Source organism: Bacillus sp. SH5-2 (assembly GCF_008368905.1).
Classification (GTDB): Bacteria; Bacillota; Bacilli; order Bacillales; family Bacillaceae_G; genus Bacillus_A; species Bacillus_A luti.
The window spans coordinates 97,881-118,928 of record NZ_QOSD01000037.1 but is presented as its reverse complement, the minus strand read 5'-3'; the positions used below and the strand labels follow the sequence as shown (position 1 = coordinate 118,928).

Genomic DNA, 21,048 nt, shown 5'->3' with positions numbered 1-21,048 from the left:
CCCTTATAAAAATAGATTACCTACACCCTCTATTTAGTACTACTGATAATCCGTATTACTTAGTAGTGGTTTAAAAATATAACTGAATAGCGATGGCGGCAGTTCACATTTGTAACCAGCTAATCAGTCGGTATTACTTATTGCATTTATTTTTTTCTCAATTTCTTCATAATACTTTCATTTAAATCTTCACGATACTTAGAGACATACGTTTTAGCGTTTGCCACTAGTTCATCAGCAAAGGATGCTACGTCCTCTCCAGTAATGTCAAGCACTTGTCTTCCTTCCGCTGCACCCGCTTCGAACAAATCGATTAATTCATACTGTATGTGTAACATATCCATCCCGTTACCCGCTGAGAAATTCCACATGTAGTTTTGAATTTTCTTAAATACAAATTGGTAGTCCTCTGGCAGAGCCTCAACTCGTGCCATCATCATTTTGTACTCTTTTTTATCACCAATTAACTTTTTGAACATTTCTAACATCTTATTTTCCTCCTTTTTTATAAAGCAGAACAAGAAACTCTCCAAATATGAGCCGGAACATTTTATATTATGAGGCTAGTTTGACTTCAAGACGTTAATTTTTGAAGATACAAAATCCCATTTTTTCCAAAACAATTCAAGCTCCTGACGGCCATCCTCATTTAATGAATAAAACTTACGAGGCGGTCCCATATCTGATGGTTTCTTTTCAATATTCACAAGCTTTTTCTTTTCTAATCTTACGAGGATGGTATAAACCGTTCCTTCTACTACTTCGGTAAACCCAAGATCATTCAGGTGACGTGTAATTTCATAGCCATACGTTTCACGACGGCTAATGATTTCCAGCACACACCCTTCCAGTGAACCTTTCAGCATTTCAGTTAAATTTTCCATGTTCTGATCCTCCTTTACCCCCTATTCTGTCTGACTTATATTCAGTATTACAGAGTACTAAGGCGAATTTTTCACTGAATAGTTTTTGTGAATCCGAACTATTCAGTATCACTTATTACATCTACATTGTATGACTAAGTAGTGGTAAATGTCAACTGATTTTAAAAATTTTTCTAAAATCCGCTATTACCTATTGTTTACTGAAAATTTTTTTGAGAAACAACACTACTCAGTATCACATATTACAAGTATATTGTATGACTAAGTAGTTGTAAATGTCAACTCGATATTTATATTTTTCTAAAATCAACTATTCCCTATTAGATATAGCGCTATTCTTTTTGAAGAAATTTTGCCACATACCCATTCCGCTAAGAAAGGAAAATACCCCAAAACAAATATTCTACATTTTTGTTTTGAGGCGCTATAGATTAGCTCTTCTTATTAATAAAGACAGATTACCCTTTTGTTACGATAACATCATATCCATATCTTCTGCTGCAGTTGTAATTAGTTTTAAACCGAATGTTTCTTGTAATACATCAAGCACACCAGGTGAAATAAATTCAGGCGCCTTTGGACCGATGCGAATATCTTGAATACCAAGACTAAATAGTCCAAGTAAAATAGCAACCGCTTTTTGTTCAAACCATGATAGGACAATACTAACTGGCAATTCATTCACTTCGCATTGGAAAGCATCAGCTAAAGCAGCCGCTATTTTCACTGTAGAAATGGAATTATTACATTGTCCTAAATCAATGTAACGCGGAATCTCTGTACCAGGTACCACACCATAATCCACATCATTAAAGCGGAATTTCCCACAAGAAGTCGTTAAAATAACTGTTTCTGGCGGAAGTGACGTTGCTAATTCACGATAATATTCTCCGCCTTTTCCTGGAGCATCACAACCTGCGATGACAAAGAAACGCTTAATCTTTCCTTCTTTTACTGCCTCAATAACTTCAGGAGCTAATGATAATACTGTATTATGATGAAACCCTGTTACTAACTGTTCATCCGACTCCATATGTACTTCTGGAAGTTCTAGCGCTTTTTGAATCAATGGTGCAAAATCATCATTTTCAATTTTTTGTACACCCTCTAAGCCTGCAATATCATATGAAAAGAATCGATCAGAGTATGATCCTTTAATTGGCATAACACAATTCGTTGTCGCTAATATGGCACCTGTAAATTTTTCAAAAAGACGTCGTTGATCATACCATGCCTTACCAATGTTTCCTTTTAAATGCTTATATTTTTTCAGCTGCGGATAACCGTGTGCTGGTAACATTTCAGAATGCGTATAAATATTAATTTCTTTTCCTTCTGTTTGCTTTAACAATTCTTCTAACGCAAACAAATTATGACCAATAACTACAATTGCTTTACCTTCAACATGGTTTTGTGTAATTTGAACAGGCTCTGGAACACCAAAGTGATTCGTATGTGCCTCATCTAACAACTCCATTACTCGTAAAGCTGATTTCCCAACTTTCATAGCCATATCAATATGTTCTTGTTCATTAAAGTTAGAATTTGTTAATGTCATATACAACGCTTCTTGCGTCGTAGCATCTACAAATGCATCAGTATACCCTAACTGAGCAGCATGTGTACGATAAGCAGCAATTCCTTTTAGCCCAAACACAATCGTATCTTGTAAACTTGCAATTGTTTCATTTTTACCGCAAACACCTATTACTTTACATCCGCCTGTTGGCGTTTGTTCACATTGATAACAAAACATATCATCCCACCCTCTCCCAATCATTCCTTACAACCTAAGCATAATGCCCATTGAGGAAAAGGGATGTGACATCAATCACAATAATATATATAAATTTGTGACAGTTCATATTGTTGACATAATATTTTTACTGTCTTCTTACATTAATACTTGGTGATCATTTATTCGCATAATGTATCGGATCACTTTTAAGGAATACAAATATCATATCCATCTAACACTTCACAAATTTTTCCTTACTAATGGTACAATTAAAGTTATGGAGGGATAATATGGTATATATGATGTTTTATTACGGAATACTGTTTCTTATACTTGGTATTGCAGCATTTCTGTTTATTATGGCTGGGTCACGAAAAATTAGGAATAAAAATCTTTCATTCGTATTGATTGGTTTTGGGGTAAATATACTTGCAAGTCCAGTGGCACTTTTTATAGGGGTGATGGCAACAGATTCTCCATATAGTACTAGACTTGATTTTTGGAAAGGATTTCTCTTTATTCAAGGAATACCTCTTTTCTTACTACTTATAGCTTTCATTTGGTGGCTTATTCGCCCGCCAAAAGTAACAGTTCAAAAAAGTATTGAAAAAAACCTTGAACAAAATAGTAAAAGCACTGAGAAAAAAACGACACGAGGACGTCTAATTACTGCCCTACGTATTTTAATTCCAATTATTTTAGTAGTAGGCTGTTTTTCTTACATTTTGTATTTATACGACGTTACACTAAAAAAAAGTCATTCTCCGAATAATATAAATACGATTAAAGTAGTAAAAATAGATTCAGACTCTTCTCTTGGTTCCTCTCCTGTCAGAATTAAATACGGCTTATGGGAACATTTTGACACAAGTATTGCAAATGACGGGGAACGTCTCGATCCCTCAAACGTTTCAGTAGATTGGAAAAATGATTATGAAGCAACAATAACGCTACGTGGAAAAGAAACAGTACCTGAAGTTGTGGAATTTAACATATCAAATAAATCCAGTGGTTCTGTTTTTAAGAAAGTACAAAAAGTGGTCAGTTCCTTTACCTTTCAAAAAAGTGAATCTCCAAATCTAATAAATATTATCGAGTTTAGAGAAACAATAAAATCAAAAGGACCAAGTCCCAGTTCAACTGTAAGAATCTATTATGGGGAAAGAGGGAGCATTTTAGAAAAATATAAAGAGGTCACTCTTAAGGAAATGTATACGACAGAGAACTTTAATATCAATTGGAGAAACGATGAACAAGTACAGGTAGATGTATTAGAAGAAAATGTAGTAACAGCTACTATCGTGATTGATTTATAAAAAAGAAGAAAATCACTCACGATAACCAGTTCATTCATGCTTAATAAATTATCATACATAAGTTTTCGCAATACTAGTAGAGGAAGAGTAACAAATCCGCTCGATCCCCCTGTTAAAAAGGCATTATGAGAAACCTCTTTATTTACAATATATTTACACTATCTTAACATTATTTACATTATTCATATGATATATTTATACTTAAGAAATTCCATATACATTTTATCTTTATGATCTCTTATCTAATCAATAAAAAGATCATGTTATATTTTTATAACAGGGGTGAATTAGAATGACTGAAACTTTAAAAACACTTATAATGCTTGATGTTACTTACGTTATTATAGGAATTATGACGGTACTATTATTTGTATACTTAGAATTAAAATCTCAGTAACGTATGCTGGCGTAATCGAGAGCTTCAGCATTTAAATATAGTTAGAAGAAAGAGATGGAGAAATTATTTTCTCCATCTCTTTTGTATGCCGAAAATTTCTTAAAGCTACAATAAGCTTCTTCATTATTTTATTTTTTGTTTCTTACTTCAACACATAGTTATTATCTATTATAGACAATTCATTTCAAAAGCTTCTTCCATCTTTTCTTACATATTTTATTAATCTTTCATTCCATAATTCTCAAACTCTTTCGCATTCCCATAAAATACATTCAAATCAATATACTTTTCTTTTCCATTATAGCCTCTTAATCTTCCACGGTTTGTGTATTGCCAAAACGTCCAATTTCTTTTATCGGATATACTCGGTTTCGTAAGTACACTACGAATCCAAATATCACATTGAGGGTATGCATCCTTTATATACAAATCGTACGCCTCTTGAGTTGCATACAATATTACTTTCTTGTCATAATGTTTTTCTAGCATTTTCACCATTATTGACAACTCTTTCGTAACATCTTCACGCTTTGGAGGAGCGTCTTTTTTATTAGCGTAAAACTCAACATCTATTACAGGAGGCAATGCTCGTTCATTCTTTGGAACAGTTCGTATATATTGCCCTGCTTGCGTTTCACCCTTACTATCAAAACTAAAAAAATGATATGCTCCAATGCGCATACCTGTCTTATTCGCATTCGTCCAATTTGTAGTAAAGTACTCGTCCACAAACGCGCTCCCTTCAGTAGCCTTTATAAACGCAAACTTCATATTTTGCTTTTCCAACTCTCTCCAATCTATCTCCCCTTGATAAGATGCGACATCTACCCCTTTTATTTCATACTTATCCGCACTTAATTGATTCGGAATAAATATTTCTTGAAAAACTAAGTAAGCTATAACACCCATAACACTAATTAAGATAAGAGCTCCTCTAATAATAAGCTTCTTTTTCATTCGTATCCCTCTTCTTTACAAATTAAAACTCAACTTACCATTCACGCTCTTTATTAATCATCTTTTTTTCTTTAAACGCCTTCTCTAAATCAATTTCTAACTTATTGGCTAAATCACATATATTCCAAATTACATCAAACATTTCTAAACCAATTTCTCGTTTTGAATCTTGTATTTTATCACGCTTTAATATTACCTCTGCCAACTCACCTAATTCTGCCATTGTATACATCGTACGTTCTTCAATTGTTGTATCTTGAAACCCTTTTTCTTTACTGAAATGTAATACGTACCTCTGGAATTCCGCAATCTTCATATGTAATCTCCCTTCATCACAAATACTCTGTTTTTCTATTACACTTAAAATCAAAATTGCATTTTGTTAAATTATAACATTCATACTATAATTTATTTATAGTCCATTAATGGAGGTGTTTGCAATGGCTCCCTTCGCTTCTCCATCATTATTCATAGTAGCAATCATTTCATTTACACTCGCTTATTTCATCGGAGTAAAACAATACACTTGGCTCTTATCTGGATTCAACGAACACCGCGTGCCTGATAAAGTGAAGTTATCAAGAATCGTTGGCCTTTATAATTTAATCGCCGGTGTTATCGCCACAATTGGTAGTGTCTTCACTACGCCTAATGTCACAATCGTTATTCCTATCATTGTAATTGGCCACGTTATAACCGCTGCTTATGTGAATACACGCATGGTGCAGTAAAAAAAGATCACCCAACGGATGATCTTTTTTATAATTTATCGACATATTGCTTCGCTTCTAGTAAGGAAAATCCAAATGCTTCTCTCACTCTCTTAACTGCTGTAACTGTTTTTCCCTCTTCCATAAGTTGGCGTAATTCTTTATTAATTTCAGGTTCTGTATCTATAATTCCCATTTCTTTCGTAATTAGCTGTAATCTATCTTCCATCCGCTTTAAACGTGCATCATTTTTCTTTTCAATTCTATTTAATTTTTCAACGATATAAATAAACCCAAAGATTGCTATCGGTATGATCATCCAAAATTCCATGACTATTTCTCCTCACTAACTTTCACTTATTTCACTTCACTAACTTATGTAAATTTTACCACTAAAAACATTTAATGTATAATAGTAATATACAACATTGTTAATAAGACCTTTTATAAAAGGAGGATACTTCATGAAAAGATTTTTTAAGACGCTACTACTATTTGTAGTTCTTTCAATTGCACTACATTTATTATTTGATATCGTTGGCTGGCTTGTTTTCAGTGCACCAATTAAAAACAAAGACATCATCATTTCTTTTATAACAGCTACATGGCTTATGTACATGTACCGTGATAAATTTTTAAAAGCACTTATTTCGAATTAACTAAAACACTTCATCAATAAAAGATGAAGTGTTTTCTTTTTCTCTCATTCTCTCTATTAACTACTGTATAATAGAACTAATATTCTGCCTTTTAAAAGAAAGGAGTCACTATGAACTTAAAAAGTAACACTATATATGAGAAAATGAACCAATATTCTGTTGCAGGTTTAAGCCTTGCCGTTGTACGTGATGGCAAACTAGACGAAGCGACTGCCTTCGGGATGTTCCACCCCTAGATGTCCAACGCTTGGACGCTCTTTTGGTACGGTTGATATTTTACGCAGGAACCGAATGGCTTGGTTTTCGCACTCTATTTTCTTCCTGCAACCTTCTATATCAAGTTATCAAAGAACTTCATATAGCTAGTTTATCAAAAGTTTTTGGCTATGCCAAACCGTAATTCATCTCCCACCTATTGTTGAGATATCGCCCTTCACACGGTTGAGGAAGGGGAATTCTTTCGGTAAATTCGTTAAAAACGTTATCCTTATAACGAAAAGAAAGAAGCTGTTCCTTCCAGCTTCTTTCTCTATATAACATTTTTCGCAACAATTTTTATATGTTCCGGCGCAATAATTTCCGTTATACTTTCTTGGAAATCTTCCTGCAACATTTCTTCAATATGTTCTAACTGCACTTCAACATGAGCGCATTCCAAATTATGTATATTTAATAATGCATAATGATCTTTTTTCTTAATTACTAAATATTGATTTTCATCTGTTACAAGTACAGAACCTAATCGGACTCCTAGTAAGCGTTGATCATCAAACTTCACAATCGCTACCCCTTTCTGCTTTAAAAATGTAATGACTATAAAAAACCAATTTAAGGAAATAAATTCTATATAGACTATATCACACTTTAGTAAAATATAAATATCATATTTCTTTTTACTAAAATTCCCTATTCTTTTATATATTTCGATACAAAAAAACTTTCTCAATAAAAAATGAGAATTTTCAGTTTTTATTCCAGTGAAAATCTATTATAATAAAGTTAATAAATGTTTGACCTCTCCTAATTCATGTACATATGGATGATCAGTAGTTGCTGCTACTGATCTATTTTTTTGATTTCAGAAAGTAAATACACTGCATCTTTTCCTACACCACAAATAAGTGCAGAACCTCTTTGAGATTGCCACGGCAAACCGATATAATATAATCCACTTACTGGACTCATTCCCTTTATATGATTAGGAAATCCATTCTCATTTACTGCCTTTTCTATTTCAATCCAGTTATACTCTGAAGCAAAACCAGTTGACCATATAATACTATCTGCACTATATGTATCACCATTCTGAAACATAACTTTATTTTCTGATGCATTTACTACTTTTTCCTGCAGCTGTATTGCTCCATTCCGAATAAGTTCCTTACCTTCAAATCCAAAAATGGGGTCCTTTCTCTTTTGAAACCACTTTCCCCTCTTTGTATTTATTTCAGCGTACAATAAACCTATATTTTCTAATCTATTAAAAATACTTTTTCCAAATAAATATAACGGTAAAAATGTTAACGGATGACTGGTAGCCATTGTAACTTCATGAGTTTTTGCAAGTTCTACTGCAATTTGCATTCCTGAATTCCCGCCACCTACTACTAGTACTTTTCCCTTAGGAATTTGCGATGGTGATCTATATTGTGATGAATGTATTTGATAAACATGCGATGAAAGATGTTGTGAAAATGAGGGGATGTACGGTTGCTGAAAACCACCTGATGCGATAATAACTTTTTTCGATTGTAAAACTTCTGTAGGAGTGTGTAATTCAAATATTTCTTCCACCTTCCTTATTTTTAAAACTTTCGTTTGCAATTGTACCGGTAGTTGAAAATACTGTGCATATTCTTCTAAATACGTTGCAATTTCATCTTTATGTGGAAATTCATTCTTTTCTCCTTTTAATATCATCCCTGGTAAACTACTATATTCCCTTGGTGTAAAGAGCTGTAAAGAATCATATCTGTTTCTCCATGAATCACCAATTCGGTTTCCTGCCTCGAGTAGTGAAAAATTATACCCTTCTTGCTTCAAGTAGTATCCCATTGTTAATCCAGCTTGACCAGCTCCAATAATAATTAGGTCTTTCATTCTAATCCCTCCTTCTTTTACATATGAATATTTGTTCATATATTCATACGTTTCCATAATCATAACATTTTATTTTTATATAATTCAATATCTACTTAAAATAAAAAAGAGCAGCTTACCATAAAGTAAACTCCCCTTCATTCTATCTTCCCAGTCTTTAGCGCCTGTGCCCAGTCATACCTTTCCTGTTGAACAGCCAATTCAGCAGCTTCTTCCCAATTATAAGGAACTGAAATTTGTTCAATTATCTCTAACGGCCCATACACGCTATCCCCTAAATTTATTATCATTTCGGCCTTACGACGTGCAATATCTTTTAATACAGATTTTAAAGCATGACTATTCCCATGAACATCTGAAATTATTGCTATTTTCCTATTCATTGTAACACCTACTTTGATAAATTATTTATGACATCTCAATTTCTAAACCCGCTCCTCAAAAAATATAATTCTATTTGAAAATGGATCAATCACAGTTAATTCGATTGTACCCCAAGGTGTTTTTTCTATATCAGGATTCGAATAAGCATATTCTTTAATTAATAATACAGCATGATACTCCTTTACATTATCTATTTTGACCCGAATTGCACCGCCTGGCGAAGCATCCCCATGATGCTCTGATAAATGTATCACAGCATCGTTTAATGAAATTTGCATATATAATGGCATATTTTCCTCATACCGATGTTCCCAATCTAGCTTAAATCCCAAAAAATTCAAATAAAATAACTGGGCCTTTTCAACGTCAAAAATTCTAAATATAGGTGTAATCATTTATAACATCCTTTCCTATTTATACACATCCGCAGCCAACTCTCTCAAAACATCTACATTTACTACTTCAAAGCATCCATCGTTCTTCTTTATAATCTCTTTATCACAAAAAATATTTAATGTACGTAATAGGTGCCGATAACTCGTTCCTAGCAATTCAGCTATTTCCGTTAAATTCCCACTAAATACAATTCTATTTCCGTGCTGAACTGCCCTTTCTCCTGCTGCTAACATGTAGCTCGCAAGTCGATTTTCAAGCGGATATAGTAAATTAATGGTACTATTTTTAGAAAGTCGATTTAATTTATTTGCTAACGAACCGCAAATACATCGTAAAAATTTCGCATCATGAAATAGTTGATTTCTCACTTTTCCTAAAGGCAAACCAACACAATATGAATCTGCCATCACTTGCACATTGGAAGCAGTCTTTTGAGAGTGTATTAATTCTACATCTCCTAGTAACTGCAAACTATCATAAAAGCATAATAATACGGATTTCCCGTTACTTAATGTATTAAATGCTTTCGCTTTTCCTTCCACAAAAAAATATAAATAATCTATCTCCTCATTCTCCCTACAAATAAACTCATTCTTTTTAAAAAATATAAGTTCCATATATGGTTTCATATCATTACTAAAAAATGAATCAATATTATTTTGTTTCATATACTCTGCTAATTTATTTGTGTTACATACTTTCTTCATACTTCCCCCACCTTTACAACTCAACCCATTGTATACAAAATTTTCTTCTTCCACTATGACATATGTCATAGTAATACACAATTTCAGCATGATACAGTCATTACAAATACGAAATCTAAAGGGGATATTACAGTGTATAACTTTCTTTCTGTTTTTATTGGTGTGCTCATCGCCGTTATGCTTCCATTGAATGGGATTTTATCTGAGTTAATTGGCAAGTATACAGCAAGTGTTGTCATTCACCTTGTCGGTTTAATTGCAGTTATTTTCGTTTTAATCATCAACAAAAATAAAATCCATTTCGATAAAAGCATTCCGCTTTTTTTATATAGCGCTGGAGCGATTGGAGTATTCACCGTTCTTTTTAACAACATCAGTTTCTCCGCCCTTGGTGCCTCTATTACAATCGCATTAAGCTTACTCGGTCAATCTATTGCTTCCATAGTTATTGATCATTTCGGCTTATTAGGAATGAAAGTCGCAAAGTTTGAAAAGAAAAAACTAATTGGATTATGTTTCATCTCTTCTGGAATTATAATCATGACAATTTATTAATGGAGGCAAGAAAATGTTATATATTACTATCGCTATTTTAGCTGGTGTTTCTATCGTTGTTGCTAGAATTATTAACGCGAATTTAGCAAAAAAAATTGGCAATTGGGAAGGCACGTTTTTTAATTATATTACTGGCTTATTTTTCTCTATGTTATTTTTAATTTTCAGTTCAGATTCATTGTATATTCCAATGCATACGTTACAATCCATACCTATCGCTGTATATTTAGGCGGATTAGTAGGCGTTATCGTTATTTCATTATCGAACTATATTACTCCTAAAATATCAGCATTTTATTTAACGTTACTCATCTTTATTGGACAGTTATTTGCAGGGACTATCATTGATTTCTTCCTAACAAATGAACTCTCAACTGGAAAGATTATCGGCGGTGTTTTCGTATTAATTGGGCTTACTTACAATTTACTCGTTGATCGCCCGCTTAAAACTGTTAAGAATAGCCACGTTCAACTATAATACTTTACGCTTACCTATCATATATTAATAGAAAAGCTCTTCATATGAAGTAATAGAGAGGAGAATATTCTATTAAGAAAATCATTTTACTGCTTGGTAGCACATTGATTATTTGTGGAATCGTATGGTTTGTAAACTCGGGAAAATCTATTCAAGATTTGTATACAGCAAATAAGCCAAAGAAAAAAGCTACTATTATTTCAACGCAAAGGGATCCAAATGAGCCCCCTGTCTTTTTAGGAAAACAGGAAATAAAAGATATACATGTCGAATCCATTAAAACAAAAAAGGATATCTTCCTCACAAAAACAGATGAATTAAAAACATTCATTAACAGTATGGATACCGCAAAAAAAGGAAAATTAACATTAGATGAAGAAGGATCAGATTTAATAGATTTTGACATGTGGATTACTTTTGAAGATGGGACTTATAAAAAATATTTCATATGGGTAGTTGATCATCACAGTAGCGAAGTGATGATTGCTCAACAAGATACTCCTGATGATGTAAACCTAACGTACTATCAATTAAATGAAGATAGCTCAAAAAAGGTTTATAACTTATTTAAAAAAATTATTTAAACGAAAAAGTCATGAGCACGTAAGCTCATGACTTTTTGCACTATATATATTCCGGGAACACTTTACATCCCTTTTCCTGTTCTATATCATGTCCAAAGAAAACAATCGGCTTCTCTTTCATCACAACTTCTTTTAAACGTTTAATTGAAGCTAAAGCTAATTCCGAATCAAATCCCGCGAACGGCACTTCATCTTCAAAATTTTCTTTCGTATAAGATGCATCAATCGTTAATAAAACAAGACCGGACTTTTCCGTTTTAATTAATAATGACTGATGCCCTGGTGAATGTCCTGGTGTATACAATAGTTGAACACCTGGTACAACTTCATAATCCCCTTCAATAATTTTGTAGTTCAAATTCGGCAGTATACACTCTTTCAAATATTCCTCTCTATACTGTGCTGCCTCATATTCAGCACGCTGTATAATGATTGGTGTATTCAAAAAAGCACCATTTCCTCCTGCATGATCAAAATGCAAATGTGAACTAATAATATATAGGAGATCATCTGGCTCATACCCTGCACGTTTTAAAATAGTTACAATTCTATCTTCTTCAGTCATTTTCGGTAAAATCTGACCTTCTGCAAATGTACCTTCAAACAAGTTTTCATTATGAACCGCACTTTCTGGCATACCTGTATCTACTAAAATAGGCCCTTCTTCTGTCTCCAAAAGATAACACCATACAGGTAAGTTCAATAAATCTCCCGGCGCGAGTGTACTATTAACAGAAGAATGATCTAACATACAACGACCTGCTGGGACGAAATAAAGCTTCTTTACTGTCATTATGTATCCACCTTTACATTTAATTTGAGATAAGGTAACACATTTAAAAATTCTGCTTTTAAGAAATAAACTCCTTCCACATTTTCATACCAGCATAAATAAAAAAGAGTGTACTTTTTTACATAATGGCATTTCACCATCTATAATAAAAGAGTAAATAACTCTTACTTTAATGGAGGGAATACAAATGAAAGCAATTGGTTTACATGAATACTTACCTATTGAAGATGAAAATAGTTTAATTGATGTGGAAATTGAAAGACCTGTCGCGACAGGAAGAGATATACTCGTTAAGATTAATGCAATTTCCGTTAACCCAGTTGATACAAAAGTCCGCTCTCCAAAAGATAAAAAAGAAGATATAGCGAAAATACTCGGCTGGGATGCTAGTGGTGTTGTCGTTCAAACCGGCGAAGGGTGTACATTATTTAAAGAAGGCGATGAAGTGTTCTACGCTGGAAGCATTACGAGACAAGGTACATATAGTGAATACCACCTAGTTGATGAAAGAATTGTTGGCAAAAAACCAAGAACGTTAAGTGATGCTGAATCTGCAGCAATCCCTTTAACAGCTATTACCGCATGGGAAGGTTTATTCGAGCGTTTAGGCATTGATTATAATAAAAAAGATACGAACTCATTTAAAAACATTTTAATTATCGGCGGAGCTGGTGGAGTAGGTTCAATTGCAATCCAATTAGCAAAATGGGCTGGACTGAATGTAATCGCAACTGCATCCCGCAACGAAACGATACACTGGGTTGAAAAATTCGGTGCCGATTATATTGTTAACCATCACCAACCTTTAAAAGATCAAATAGTAGAGTTTGGGTTAAAGGAGGTAGATTATATTTTCTGTTTAAACAATACAGATCAACATTGGCAAGCCATATGTGACCTCATTAAACCACAAGGTAAAATTTGCTCTATCGTAGAAAATGAGCACCCTCTTGAGATGGGGGTTTTAAAAAGTAAAAGCGCCACACTCGTTTGGGAATTTATGTTCACAAAAGCAATGTATGAAACTGGCGATATGATTACGCAGCACGAATTATTAAACAAAGTGAGTGAGTTGTTAGATGAAGGTAGCCTTCATACAACTTTAAACGATACGTTAACACCGATAAATGCAGAAAACCTTAGAAAAGCACATGCATTACTTGAAGGTGGACGTACAATTGGGAAGATTGTATTAGAAAAGTTTTAATAAAAAAGTCCGATTCCAAAATAGGCAATCGGACTTTTCACCTTTATTTACTTGAAATCTCTTGATCATTTTGAACGTCTAACGGAGTTCGTTTCCCTATTCCGAAAGCATAGAAACTAATTGTAACGATAGCTAAGAAAACAATACCTACAACTAGTGAAATGCGCGTATCGTCGTTAAACCACATACCGATTAATACCATAATTAAAAAGGCAATCGTTAAATAGTTTGTAACAGGAGCGAATGGCATTTTGAACGGATGATCTTTCATCTCTGCCCCTTTTTCTTTTCTAAAATTAATTTGACTAATTAAAATGACGAACCATGGTACCATACCAGGAAGTACACTCGCGCTATATACATACACGAATAAGTTTTTCGGTGCGATATAACTTAAAACAACACCAACCGCTAAACCGATAATTACACCAACTGTACCGAATAAAGGTACGCCATTTCCAGAAACTTTCGTGAAATACTTCGGTGCTTGTCCATTTATACCTAACGTATAAAGCATACGCCCCGCACTATAAATACCACTATTACAACCAGACATTGCCGCTGTAATAACAACGAAGTTAATAAGTCCTGCCGCAGCCGTAATACCAACCTTCGCAAAAGTTGCTACGAACGGACTACCAATTGTACTTAATTGATCCCACGGATACACAGTTACAATAACGAAAATAGCACCAATATAGAAAATTAAAATACGCCAAATTGTACTTTGAATCGCTCTTGTAAGTGTCTTCTTCGGATCCTTCGCTTCACCAGCAGTAATCCCGATTAATTCCACACCTTGATATGCTCCAACTACAAGTGATAACGCAAAGAAGAATCCTGAAAAACCACCTGTAAAGAAACCGCCATTTGCCCAAAGATTTGATATTCCAATCGCTTCGCCGCCGTTACCAATTCCGAAGAAAATAAGACCAAATCCCGCAATAATCATTAACAGAATCGTAACGATTTTAATCATCGCAAACCAAAATTCAAATTCACCAAATGACTTAACAGAAATTAAGTTAGCTGCGCCAAGAATAACCATTGCGATAACACCTGGTATCCAAGCTGGTAAGTCCGGGAACCAATATTGCATATATGCTCCAACCGCAATAATTTCTGACATCCCAACGATTACCCACTGGAACCAGTTACTCCACGCTGTCATATAACCAGCTAACGGGTGAATATACTTATGACCGAACGTCGCAAATGAGCCTGTACTTGGCTCCATATACAACATTTCTCCCATGGCACGCATGATGAAGAAGATAAAAATACCTGCAATTGCATAAGCAAGCATTACTGACGGACCTGTCCATTTAATTGTGCTAGCTGACCCCATAAACAAACCAACACCAATTGTTCCGCCTAAAGCAATCATTTGAATATGACGTGCTTCTAAACCTCTTTTCAATTCTTTGTTTGCCACTTCACTTCCCCCTCTTAGATGATTCATAGCCGCATTTTAAAACAAGATGCTTCCCCTAATTCCTTTCGGCCCTGAAAATGATGAAGCAAACGTCATTTTACACTAGCTTTAAAGCTATCCTAAAATCGTTTTTTGCTTCTTATAAAATTCTCAAAACCTTTCATCTTCCAATATTCTATAAATCTTAAAATTACTTACCTTATATTAATTCATTAATCTGAAAAATTCAATTATTTTTTCAATAAATTATTATACATAATTCTGATTAATTTTTAACTAAATTAACAATAAAATACATCTATTCAATATGATTCCGGTATGAATATTATTAGAATATAAATAACCGAGGAAAGCATATCTTCCTCGGTTTCATACCGCGTGTACTTTAATATTTATAGTTGATAACGTCATTTCCTACCATTTAAATGCATTTTATTTCCCTTGCTACTATCACGTAAAAATTCTATTTTCACATATCACCTGAGGATTTAGTATATTAGTAAAATTACCTATCTTTGCATGCCTAATACATCCGTCCAATCTTAATCACTCAATTCTTATTTCTGAGAATTGATCCTTAGTAGTACGAAAACAAAGAAGTCCAGTAATACATCACTGGACTTCTTCTTTATTTTCTAACAATACTTCCTTATCAAAACGAACAAATTTACTCATTACTTCCATTCCAGCTGCTTCGTATACGCGAGGTGCACCTGTAATATTCTCAGAATCTACATTTAAATGAACTTTTGAGATCCCCTCTTCGTACAATTGACCGAATGCATGATGTAGCATCGCTAATCCTAATCCTTGTTTCCGCTTAGAACGCCTTACACCTAAATGAGTAATTTCAGCTTTATCGTCAGCACCCTTTTTACTAAAGATAAAACCAACTACTTCATCATCAAGCATGGCTAGTGACCATAGTGTAGGATGAAATCCATCTCTTTCTGTACGTTGCAAAAACTCTTCTAGCTTAGAAGGTTGCGAATTCCAATGGTCTGCAAATGCTTCATTAAAAGCTTGATGCAACCTCTCATCATCCACACCAGTTATGTAATGCCGCATTGTAACACCATTTGGCCATAATGGTCCTGGCATATTTGAATTCAATTCAATCCCCATTCCCCACCATATACGAGTTGGAATAAACCCAGCTCCCCCTAATATTTTTTCCTCATAGAAATTATTTGCTTGTGTTACAATCGTGCCATTTGAGCAAGACGAATTATTAACAAGCTCCGTAGCACGCCCTTCAAGCTTTGACCATATTACATGTTCAATTTCTTGATTCATATAATCAGGGTTTACAAATACGGCAGATGGAAACTGCCCTTCATTCCCTGTCAAAATTCCATAAGCGATTATTTCTTCTTTATCCATAACAACATAAGAACTGTTACTAATATCGATACCTTTCCATGAGTTAGTAATGTCCTCTACTGTTGTATCAATTTCACCGTACATAGCTTGATCATAAATTGTACATAGTTTTAAAATTTGTTGTAGATCTTCTTGTGAAGTTGCTTTAACGTTTAGATTGTTTACTAAGTTCCGCATACATTTCACCTCATTTAAACGAAATAATAAGATTATAATAATTAAAAATGCGAATCCTCTTGCAAAAAACATTTTACACTGCTACTATTTTACGAAAAATATTATTACTCCTAAAACAATCAACCATACACCAGAAAGAGGAAAATGCTTCTCTTCAATTTTTATCTTTTTCTCAATAATATCTTTAATTTCCCCCTTCATATCATCTGGACATTTTCTAAATAGAATATCAGTAGTATGAAACGGCCTATTTAAAATTCGAATATTAGCAGAATATTCCGATTAATGTATATTATTTTTATCCAACGTAAATTCTATATTTGCTTCAGTAAGTCCTCCTTTCACTAATATATTCACTCGGTTAGAAGGTAAATTAAAGACTGTATAATCGTTAAAAGCTAGCCCTCTAATATCGAAATGTGAGTATACGAGAACTAAAGTTATAAACAACAAAACTAGTACAACTATTGTTTTCACTAATGAAAGTTGATTTAACACATAAGAAAATGTTGTCATATAAACACAAAAGAATGCCATTAAATTACAAAGATAGTGGTTTAAAATGAAAGTTTTTCTTACAACTATAGTAAGTCTGGAAATGATTAGTAGAGTACATACTAGATTCATTAACATATTTAACCCTCCAAAAAAAACTATAACTATACAACTTTGGTATATTTTAACATTAATTACATGTTCATACCTATAATTATTTTCATAAAATATAAAAGAGGTTGCCCCAAAGTAGCTATTCAGCTACTTTGGGGACAACCTCTTTTTATGCATTCATCTTAAATTATAATAATACCTATATTATTTTAGGTATTACCGTCCTAGGGTTCACTATATATCCACCAGGCTAATAAATTCAAATCACCCGAAACGAGAAGATTGACATCTCCAACAGAAAGATTTGATATCTTTATAACCTTATATACATACCCCCATCCATATAGACAGGGGGACATATACCTCCTAATTCTTTACTTAATACTTTCTAATTCCCATTGGTGATAATTACCTGGTGAAGTTGTATGCTCAGATTTTAAAACACGCTCACCAGCACCTACAAGCGGGGCAATACCATTATCTGCAACAGAACTAGTCCACTGATTTTCTCTAGATGTTATATAATTGGAATCAGATTTTATATAGAAACTCTTCTGATTAGAAATTTTGTCTAATTTAAGAGCAGATTGATTCTGTTCCGTATCTAACCAGCTATAATCATAACCGTTTCCAAAGTTTAAATACTGGTAATTACTATGGCTACTATTCGTAAACTTAAGAAATACTTCTTCATCTTTTTTGAATGGTTCTTCAGGTTTAGATTTTCCTTTTCTTTCAATCAATACTGGTGTTGCTTGAATGTCTGGTCCATGTATTGCTTGTTGGATAGGACCGAGTCTCAATCCGTCCCAATTATTCCCCTTAAGTGAAAAGTGTACATATCCCCCATTAATTGATTGGCTTAAAGTTCCGGCAGACCAAGATTCCTTTACACCATTATAAAAGCTAACAGATGACTTCAAATAGTACTTTTTACCTTCTACTATAGGTTCTCCAGAATTATCTACTACTAATTTATCGATAGCTTCCAGATAGCTTTTATTTGAAACAAGAGGCGTGAAGACTTCTGTTTTATTATCTTTTGCATCAATGAGTTCAAACTTCACCTGAGATTCTCCAAGAGATACACGATTTACTGCTATGTCTACAGGTTCATTTTCTTTAGATTCATATACATTTGAATTCTGATTTCGAACTAATGTTACCTTTTGACCCTCACCTTTTTTATTACGAACCGTAACAAATATTTCTTCATTCAAATTAAATATCCCTGGTATAACCGATGCATAAATCTTTTTCTTGCTATAATCATAACTGCTATATGATAAAGTTGGTCGTAGTGCACGATTATCAAAGAAACCAAGGTTCTTACCTCGTTCTAAAAGAGTCCGACTTGGACCATAACGAACTCGTTCTTCGTTTAGGCGACCATTTACTATATAATTCGCTACCCAACCTTTATCAGCTATCCCAGTATGGGCAAAGAATTCGTCTAGTGAAAGATTATGATTAATGCTAGCAGGCTTTTCCTTTCCCGTTCTTGGTGTATAGACTCTATATTTTGGTATAGAACCGTAGTTTGTTTCTATCAATGTAGTAGAAGCATTTACATTTGATGCAAAATGCGACCAATCACCTAAATTTTCAAACTTTCCATCTTTCATTGTATATACATTCATTGTACTGGTAGGCAAGACTTCAATAGAAAGTGGTGCCCCTTGTTCTACCGCTTTTAATTCATCTAGTGTCAGAGAAATTTTCACATCAGCTTGACCTTCTACACTATCCATTAGAATTTCAGTTTTATTATTTCCACCTTTTGCTGTAGTTAACAAGTTGGCTTTATAACGATCTTGTGTCGCCTTAACAGTATTAATAATTTTATTACCTAATCGAATGTTAAAGTGAGGTGAAACATCCCCAGCAGATGCTGTACCCGTGTTTTTATATTCTAGATGGAAGCGCACATTTGCTGCTTTAGCTGAATCAACAGTTGTTGCTGTTGACCAATCAAAACTATTAGAGATGCTTTCTGTTTCCGTTTTTGTATTAGAGTAACCATACCCTACATTTAACGATCCTTTTCCTGAAGGTACAGGACCCACTGCCGATCCCTCGGCACCGCCTTCAACCGCTAAACCAACATTAAAAGAATGTTGTACAGAAAGACTTTTTTCCCAGCTCTTAGTACGTGATTCACCATTTGAATCTGTAATACTAGCAACCGGAGTAATATCGATACGTTTTACAGCAATTTGTAGATTTGGCACATTCGCGATCATGGGGTTAAAATCTGTATCAGAATCACTATCATAATGCTCCACTTCATAGCTATCTGTAAAGGGGTCTCCATCTGAGTTTGCACTCTTCGGATTTGTTATAAATCTCTTTTTTCCAAAGTCTTTCACTAGATCATATAAATGAGCTTCATTTTTTCCTGTCTTTTCATTAAACACAATTTTAAATCCTTTTTCTTCCACGTCATTAGGAATACCATCATCGTCCCAATCATTATTTTCCTGAGGTTCTTCCATAATCATGATTCCCTTTTTTCCAGAATCACCATAGATAATATTTTGTCCTTCCTTTAGATTGGTATCTTCTTGAAAGGTTTCCACTTTTCCGCCTTGTTCAGGCTTTGTTTCAGCTAAAGCAGGGGATGTTATCGTCAATGCCATAGTTAAACTACTTACTGCACCAAGTATTGGCTTTAATTTTTTCATCTTAGTTTTCCTCCATATTTCCTATACATGTTTGAACATCTACTAGTAAGATTGATTTCATAATATCTCACAAGTCTTTCATTTTCCTTTCGCAAATGTTACAAAAGTCTTTCACAAATCTTTTTTACTTTATTGATATAAAGGGCTCCGTTGCAGAATTTCTTAACACATAGAAAGATGAGAAAATTACAGAAACAAATTTTATAAATTATTTCCTAACCAAACAAAAAGGCAGTTTGACTTTGCTATTTAATAAATTGTAAATCTGATAGGTGACAAAAATAAAAGATAACCCCCCTATAATTACACATGCAGTTCCGCTTAAGAATTGTCCCAGCCCCGCTGTTTCTCCTAAAATAAAGAAATTAAATATTTTTTTCTTGTTTGTGTTTTCCCTATAAATGCTTCATCCGTTTTCATTCTATATATACCCCATAATACTAAGACCACGCCAAAAAGTATAAATAATAGTTTTAAAATCATCGTGTAGTTACCTCTGTTCAATATATTTTTTATGTATGTGATTCCTTTATTTTCATTCTATAAAGGCCGTTTAGAAAATAGGGTTCCTTTTCCATACCTCTTTACTTTTCTAGTACATCTGAACGAACTGTTTTTTAATCATCTGTTTTAATTACACCTGTTGAAATTGAAACTTTCTTCTGGCACCTGTCCATTTTTGATATTTAATGACGGGTTTTCTTTTTCAACAGAAGTAATTGAACTAGAAAATGCTAAGGCCGCGGGAGTTACTTTTTTCATTTGACCCATTTTATTTCTTCCTCTCTTTCATCAGATCTACAAGATTACAAAAGATGAAATTATACTTATACTATTCACTTCAGATTAAAATATAATCACCTTCGACACAGTAATCTTATTATATATATCTTTC

Annotated in this window: 23 protein-coding genes and 3 pseudogenes; 8 read left to right on the top strand and 18 right to left on the bottom strand. The window is 33.7% G+C overall.

Annotation, left to right across the window (positions count from 1 at the left end; all coding sequences use genetic code 11):
- Positions 1-146: 146 nt before the first annotated feature.
- From DN410_RS26245 to hcp, 3 genes are all read right to left on the bottom strand, one after another.
- Positions 147-488, bottom strand: coding sequence for a DUF1048 domain-containing protein (locus DN410_RS26245; RefSeq protein ID WP_001969217.1), 342 nt, complete (start codon positions 486-488; stop codon positions 147-149).
- A gap of 75 nt (positions 489-563) precedes the next feature.
- Positions 564-884 (bottom strand): PadR family transcriptional regulator, encoded by a 321-nt coding sequence (locus DN410_RS26240; protein WP_000429486.1) that lies wholly within the window; start codon positions 882-884, stop codon positions 564-566.
- A 469-nt stretch (positions 885-1,353) separates the two neighbouring features.
- Positions 1,354-2,640 carry a hydroxylamine reductase gene (hcp, locus tag DN410_RS26235; RefSeq protein ID WP_149178647.1) on the bottom strand — a complete coding sequence of 429 codons (1,287 nt, stop codon included), beginning with the start codon at positions 2,638-2,640 and terminating at the stop codon, positions 1,354-1,356.
- A 272-nt stretch (positions 2,641-2,912) separates the two neighbouring features.
- On the opposite strand from hcp, the gene DN410_RS26230 reads away from it, so the two are divergent.
- Positions 2,913-3,938: an MFS transporter gene (locus DN410_RS26230; protein WP_149178646.1), complete on the top strand. Its 1,026-nt coding sequence runs from the start codon at positions 2,913-2,915 to the stop codon at positions 3,936-3,938.
- Positions 3,939-4,554: 616 nt separating this feature from the next.
- Here DN410_RS26230 and DN410_RS26225 read toward each other — a convergent pair.
- Together DN410_RS26225 and DN410_RS26220 are read right to left on the bottom strand one after the other, a co-directional pair.
- On the bottom strand, positions 4,555-5,292 hold the full coding sequence (locus tag DN410_RS26225; RefSeq protein ID WP_149178645.1) for a glycoside hydrolase family 25 protein: 738 nt from the start codon (positions 5,290-5,292) through the stop codon (positions 4,555-4,557).
- A gap of 34 nt (positions 5,293-5,326) precedes the next feature.
- Positions 5,327-5,608 (bottom strand): MazG nucleotide pyrophosphohydrolase domain-containing protein, encoded by a 282-nt coding sequence (locus DN410_RS26220; RefSeq protein WP_149178644.1) that lies wholly within the window; start codon positions 5,606-5,608, stop codon positions 5,327-5,329.
- A gap of 124 nt (positions 5,609-5,732) precedes the next feature.
- On the opposite strand from DN410_RS26220, the gene DN410_RS26215 reads away from it, so the two are divergent.
- Complete coding sequence (locus DN410_RS26215) at positions 5,733-6,023, top strand: DUF3784 domain-containing protein (protein WP_149178643.1); 291 nt, start codon at positions 5,733-5,735, stop codon at positions 6,021-6,023.
- Positions 6,024-6,051: 28 nt separating this feature from the next.
- Here DN410_RS26215 and DN410_RS26210 read toward each other — a convergent pair whose 3' ends face one another.
- Entirely contained in the window at positions 6,052-6,333 is a 282-nt protein-coding gene (locus DN410_RS26210) for a hypothetical protein (RefSeq protein ID WP_149178642.1), read from the bottom strand.
- A gap of 133 nt (positions 6,334-6,466) precedes the next feature.
- On the opposite strand from DN410_RS26210, the gene DN410_RS26205 reads away from it, so the two are divergent.
- A complete protein-coding gene (locus tag DN410_RS26205; RefSeq protein ID WP_149178641.1) occupies positions 6,467-6,661 on the top strand; it encodes a hypothetical protein in 195 nt (64 codons plus the stop codon).
- A 110-nt stretch (positions 6,662-6,771) separates the two neighbouring features.
- A pseudogene (locus DN410_RS26200) lies at positions 6,772-6,882 on the top strand (serine hydrolase domain-containing protein); the annotation flags it as partial.
- A gap of 308 nt (positions 6,883-7,190) precedes the next feature.
- Here DN410_RS26200 and DN410_RS26190 read toward each other — a convergent pair.
- The 5 genes from DN410_RS26190 to DN410_RS26170 form a co-directional block, all read right to left on the bottom strand.
- On the bottom strand, positions 7,191-7,439 hold the full coding sequence (locus tag DN410_RS26190; RefSeq protein WP_149178640.1) for a hypothetical protein: 249 nt from the start codon (positions 7,437-7,439) through the stop codon (positions 7,191-7,193).
- Between the two features lie 278 nt (positions 7,440-7,717).
- Positions 7,718-8,761, bottom strand: coding sequence for a flavin-containing monooxygenase (locus tag DN410_RS26185; RefSeq protein ID WP_149178639.1), 1,044 nt, complete (start codon positions 8,759-8,761; stop codon positions 7,718-7,720).
- Positions 8,762-8,898: 137 nt separating this feature from the next.
- Positions 8,899-9,144: a metallophosphoesterase family protein gene (locus tag DN410_RS26180; protein WP_149178638.1), complete on the bottom strand. Its 246-nt coding sequence runs from the start codon at positions 9,142-9,144 to the stop codon at positions 8,899-8,901.
- 42 nt (positions 9,145-9,186) lie between these two features.
- The gene (locus tag DN410_RS26175; RefSeq protein ID WP_149178637.1) at positions 9,187-9,540 is read right to left on the bottom strand and encodes a glyoxalase superfamily protein; all 354 of its coding nucleotides are present in this window, start codon (positions 9,538-9,540) and stop codon (positions 9,187-9,189) included.
- A 15-nt stretch (positions 9,541-9,555) separates the two neighbouring features.
- Positions 9,556-10,248, bottom strand: coding sequence for a cyclic nucleotide-binding domain-containing protein (locus DN410_RS26170; protein WP_149178636.1), 693 nt, complete (start codon positions 10,246-10,248; stop codon positions 9,556-9,558).
- A gap of 132 nt (positions 10,249-10,380) precedes the next feature.
- Here DN410_RS26170 and DN410_RS26165 point away from each other — a divergent pair, with 132 nt between their 5' ends.
- The 3 genes from DN410_RS26165 to DN410_RS26155 all read left to right on the top strand — a co-directional run bounded on the left by DN410_RS26165 (position 10,381) and on the right by DN410_RS26155 (position 11,865).
- Entirely contained in the window at positions 10,381-10,803 is a 423-nt protein-coding gene (locus tag DN410_RS26165; protein WP_149178635.1) for a DMT family transporter, read from the top strand.
- A gap of 13 nt (positions 10,804-10,816) precedes the next feature.
- On the top strand, positions 10,817-11,281 hold the full coding sequence (locus DN410_RS26160) for a DMT family transporter (protein ID WP_140971150.1): 465 nt from the start codon (positions 10,817-10,819) through the stop codon (positions 11,279-11,281).
- Between the two features lie 89 nt (positions 11,282-11,370).
- Positions 11,371-11,865 (top strand): YhfM domain-containing protein, encoded by a 495-nt coding sequence (locus tag DN410_RS26155; RefSeq protein ID WP_149178634.1) that lies wholly within the window; start codon positions 11,371-11,373, stop codon positions 11,863-11,865.
- Between the two features lie 40 nt (positions 11,866-11,905).
- On the opposite strand, the gene aiiA is transcribed toward DN410_RS26155, so the two are convergent.
- Positions 11,906-12,658: a quorum-quenching N-acyl homoserine lactonase AiiA gene (gene aiiA, locus DN410_RS26150; RefSeq protein ID WP_149178633.1), complete on the bottom strand. Its 753-nt coding sequence runs from the start codon at positions 12,656-12,658 to the stop codon at positions 11,906-11,908.
- Positions 12,659-12,845: 187 nt separating this feature from the next.
- On the opposite strand from aiiA, the gene DN410_RS26145 reads away from it, so the two are divergent.
- Positions 12,846-13,865, top strand: coding sequence for a zinc-binding alcohol dehydrogenase family protein (locus DN410_RS26145; protein WP_149178632.1), 1,020 nt, complete (start codon positions 12,846-12,848; stop codon positions 13,863-13,865).
- 43 nt (positions 13,866-13,908) lie between these two features.
- Here the strand turns inward: DN410_RS26145 and DN410_RS26140 are convergent, their stop codons facing one another.
- From DN410_RS26140 to DN410_RS28095, 6 genes and pseudogenes are all read right to left on the bottom strand, one after another.
- Entirely contained in the window at positions 13,909-15,300 is a 1,392-nt protein-coding gene (locus DN410_RS26140; protein ID WP_149178631.1) for an amino acid permease, read from the bottom strand.
- A 612-nt stretch (positions 15,301-15,912) separates the two neighbouring features.
- The gene (locus DN410_RS26135; protein WP_149178630.1) at positions 15,913-16,860 is read right to left on the bottom strand and encodes a GNAT family N-acetyltransferase; all 948 of its coding nucleotides are present in this window, start codon (positions 16,858-16,860) and stop codon (positions 15,913-15,915) included.
- Between the two features lie 84 nt (positions 16,861-16,944).
- A pseudogene (locus DN410_RS26130) lies at positions 16,945-17,493 on the bottom strand (hypothetical protein).
- 350 nt (positions 17,494-17,843) lie between these two features.
- Entirely contained in the window at positions 17,844-20,153 is a 2,310-nt protein-coding gene (locus DN410_RS26125) for a binary toxin-like calcium binding domain-containing protein (protein ID WP_149178629.1), read from the bottom strand.
- Between the two features lie 280 nt (positions 20,154-20,433).
- A pseudogene (locus tag DN410_RS26120) lies at positions 20,434-20,636 on the bottom strand (hypothetical protein); the annotation flags it as partial.
- Between the two features lie 147 nt (positions 20,637-20,783).
- Positions 20,784-20,924 (bottom strand): hypothetical protein, encoded by a 141-nt coding sequence (locus tag DN410_RS28095; RefSeq protein ID WP_179958648.1) that lies wholly within the window; start codon positions 20,922-20,924, stop codon positions 20,784-20,786.
- Positions 20,925-21,048: the final 124 nt, after the last annotated feature.

What these genes read in the sequence shown, in the direction of transcription:
- DN410_RS26245 (WP_001969217.1), bottom strand. Translation starts at nt 488, where the DNA reads ATGTTAGAAATGTTCAAAAAGTTAATTGGTGATAAAAAAGAGTACAAA.
- DN410_RS26240 (WP_000429486.1), bottom strand. Translation starts at nt 884, where the DNA reads ATGGAAAATTTAACTGAAATGCTGAAAGGTTCACTGGAAGGGTGTGTG.
- hcp (WP_149178647.1), bottom strand. Translation starts at nt 2,640, where the DNA reads ATGTTTTGTTATCAATGTGAACAAACGCCAACAGGCGGATGTAAAGTA.
- DN410_RS26230 (WP_149178646.1), top strand. Translation starts at nt 2,913, where the DNA reads ATGGTATATATGATGTTTTATTACGGAATACTGTTTCTTATACTTGGT.
- DN410_RS26225 (WP_149178645.1), bottom strand. Translation starts at nt 5,292, where the DNA reads ATGAAAAAGAAGCTTATTATTAGAGGAGCTCTTATCTTAATTAGTGTT.
- DN410_RS26220 (WP_149178644.1), bottom strand. Translation starts at nt 5,608, where the DNA reads ATGAAGATTGCGGAATTCCAGAGGTACGTATTACATTTCAGTAAAGAA.
- DN410_RS26215 (WP_149178643.1), top strand. Translation starts at nt 5,733, where the DNA reads ATGGCTCCCTTCGCTTCTCCATCATTATTCATAGTAGCAATCATTTCA.
- DN410_RS26210 (WP_149178642.1), bottom strand. Translation starts at nt 6,333, where the DNA reads ATGGAATTTTGGATGATCATACCGATAGCAATCTTTGGGTTTATTTAT.
- DN410_RS26205 (WP_149178641.1), top strand. Translation starts at nt 6,467, where the DNA reads ATGAAAAGATTTTTTAAGACGCTACTACTATTTGTAGTTCTTTCAATT.
- DN410_RS26185 (WP_149178639.1), bottom strand. Translation starts at nt 8,761, where the DNA reads ATGAAAGACCTAATTATTATTGGAGCTGGTCAAGCTGGATTAACAATG.
- DN410_RS26180 (WP_149178638.1), bottom strand. Translation starts at nt 9,144, where the DNA reads ATGAATAGGAAAATAGCAATAATTTCAGATGTTCATGGGAATAGTCAT.
- DN410_RS26175 (WP_149178637.1), bottom strand. Translation starts at nt 9,540, where the DNA reads ATGATTACACCTATATTTAGAATTTTTGACGTTGAAAAGGCCCAGTTA.
- DN410_RS26170 (WP_149178636.1), bottom strand. Translation starts at nt 10,248, where the DNA reads ATGAAGAAAGTATGTAACACAAATAAATTAGCAGAGTATATGAAACAA.
- DN410_RS26160 (WP_140971150.1), top strand. Translation starts at nt 10,817, where the DNA reads ATGTTATATATTACTATCGCTATTTTAGCTGGTGTTTCTATCGTTGTT.
- aiiA (WP_149178633.1), bottom strand. Translation starts at nt 12,658, where the DNA reads ATGACAGTAAAGAAGCTTTATTTCGTCCCAGCAGGTCGTTGTATGTTA.
- DN410_RS26145 (WP_149178632.1), top strand. Translation starts at nt 12,846, where the DNA reads ATGAAAGCAATTGGTTTACATGAATACTTACCTATTGAAGATGAAAAT.
- DN410_RS26135 (WP_149178630.1), bottom strand. Translation starts at nt 16,860, where the DNA reads ATGCGGAACTTAGTAAACAATCTAAACGTTAAAGCAACTTCACAAGAA.
- DN410_RS26125 (WP_149178629.1), bottom strand. Translation starts at nt 20,153, where the DNA reads ATGAAAAAATTAAAGCCAATACTTGGTGCAGTAAGTAGTTTAACTATG.
- DN410_RS28095 (WP_179958648.1), bottom strand. Translation starts at nt 20,924, where the DNA reads ATGGGTCAAATGAAAAAAGTAACTCCCGCGGCCTTAGCATTTTCTAGT.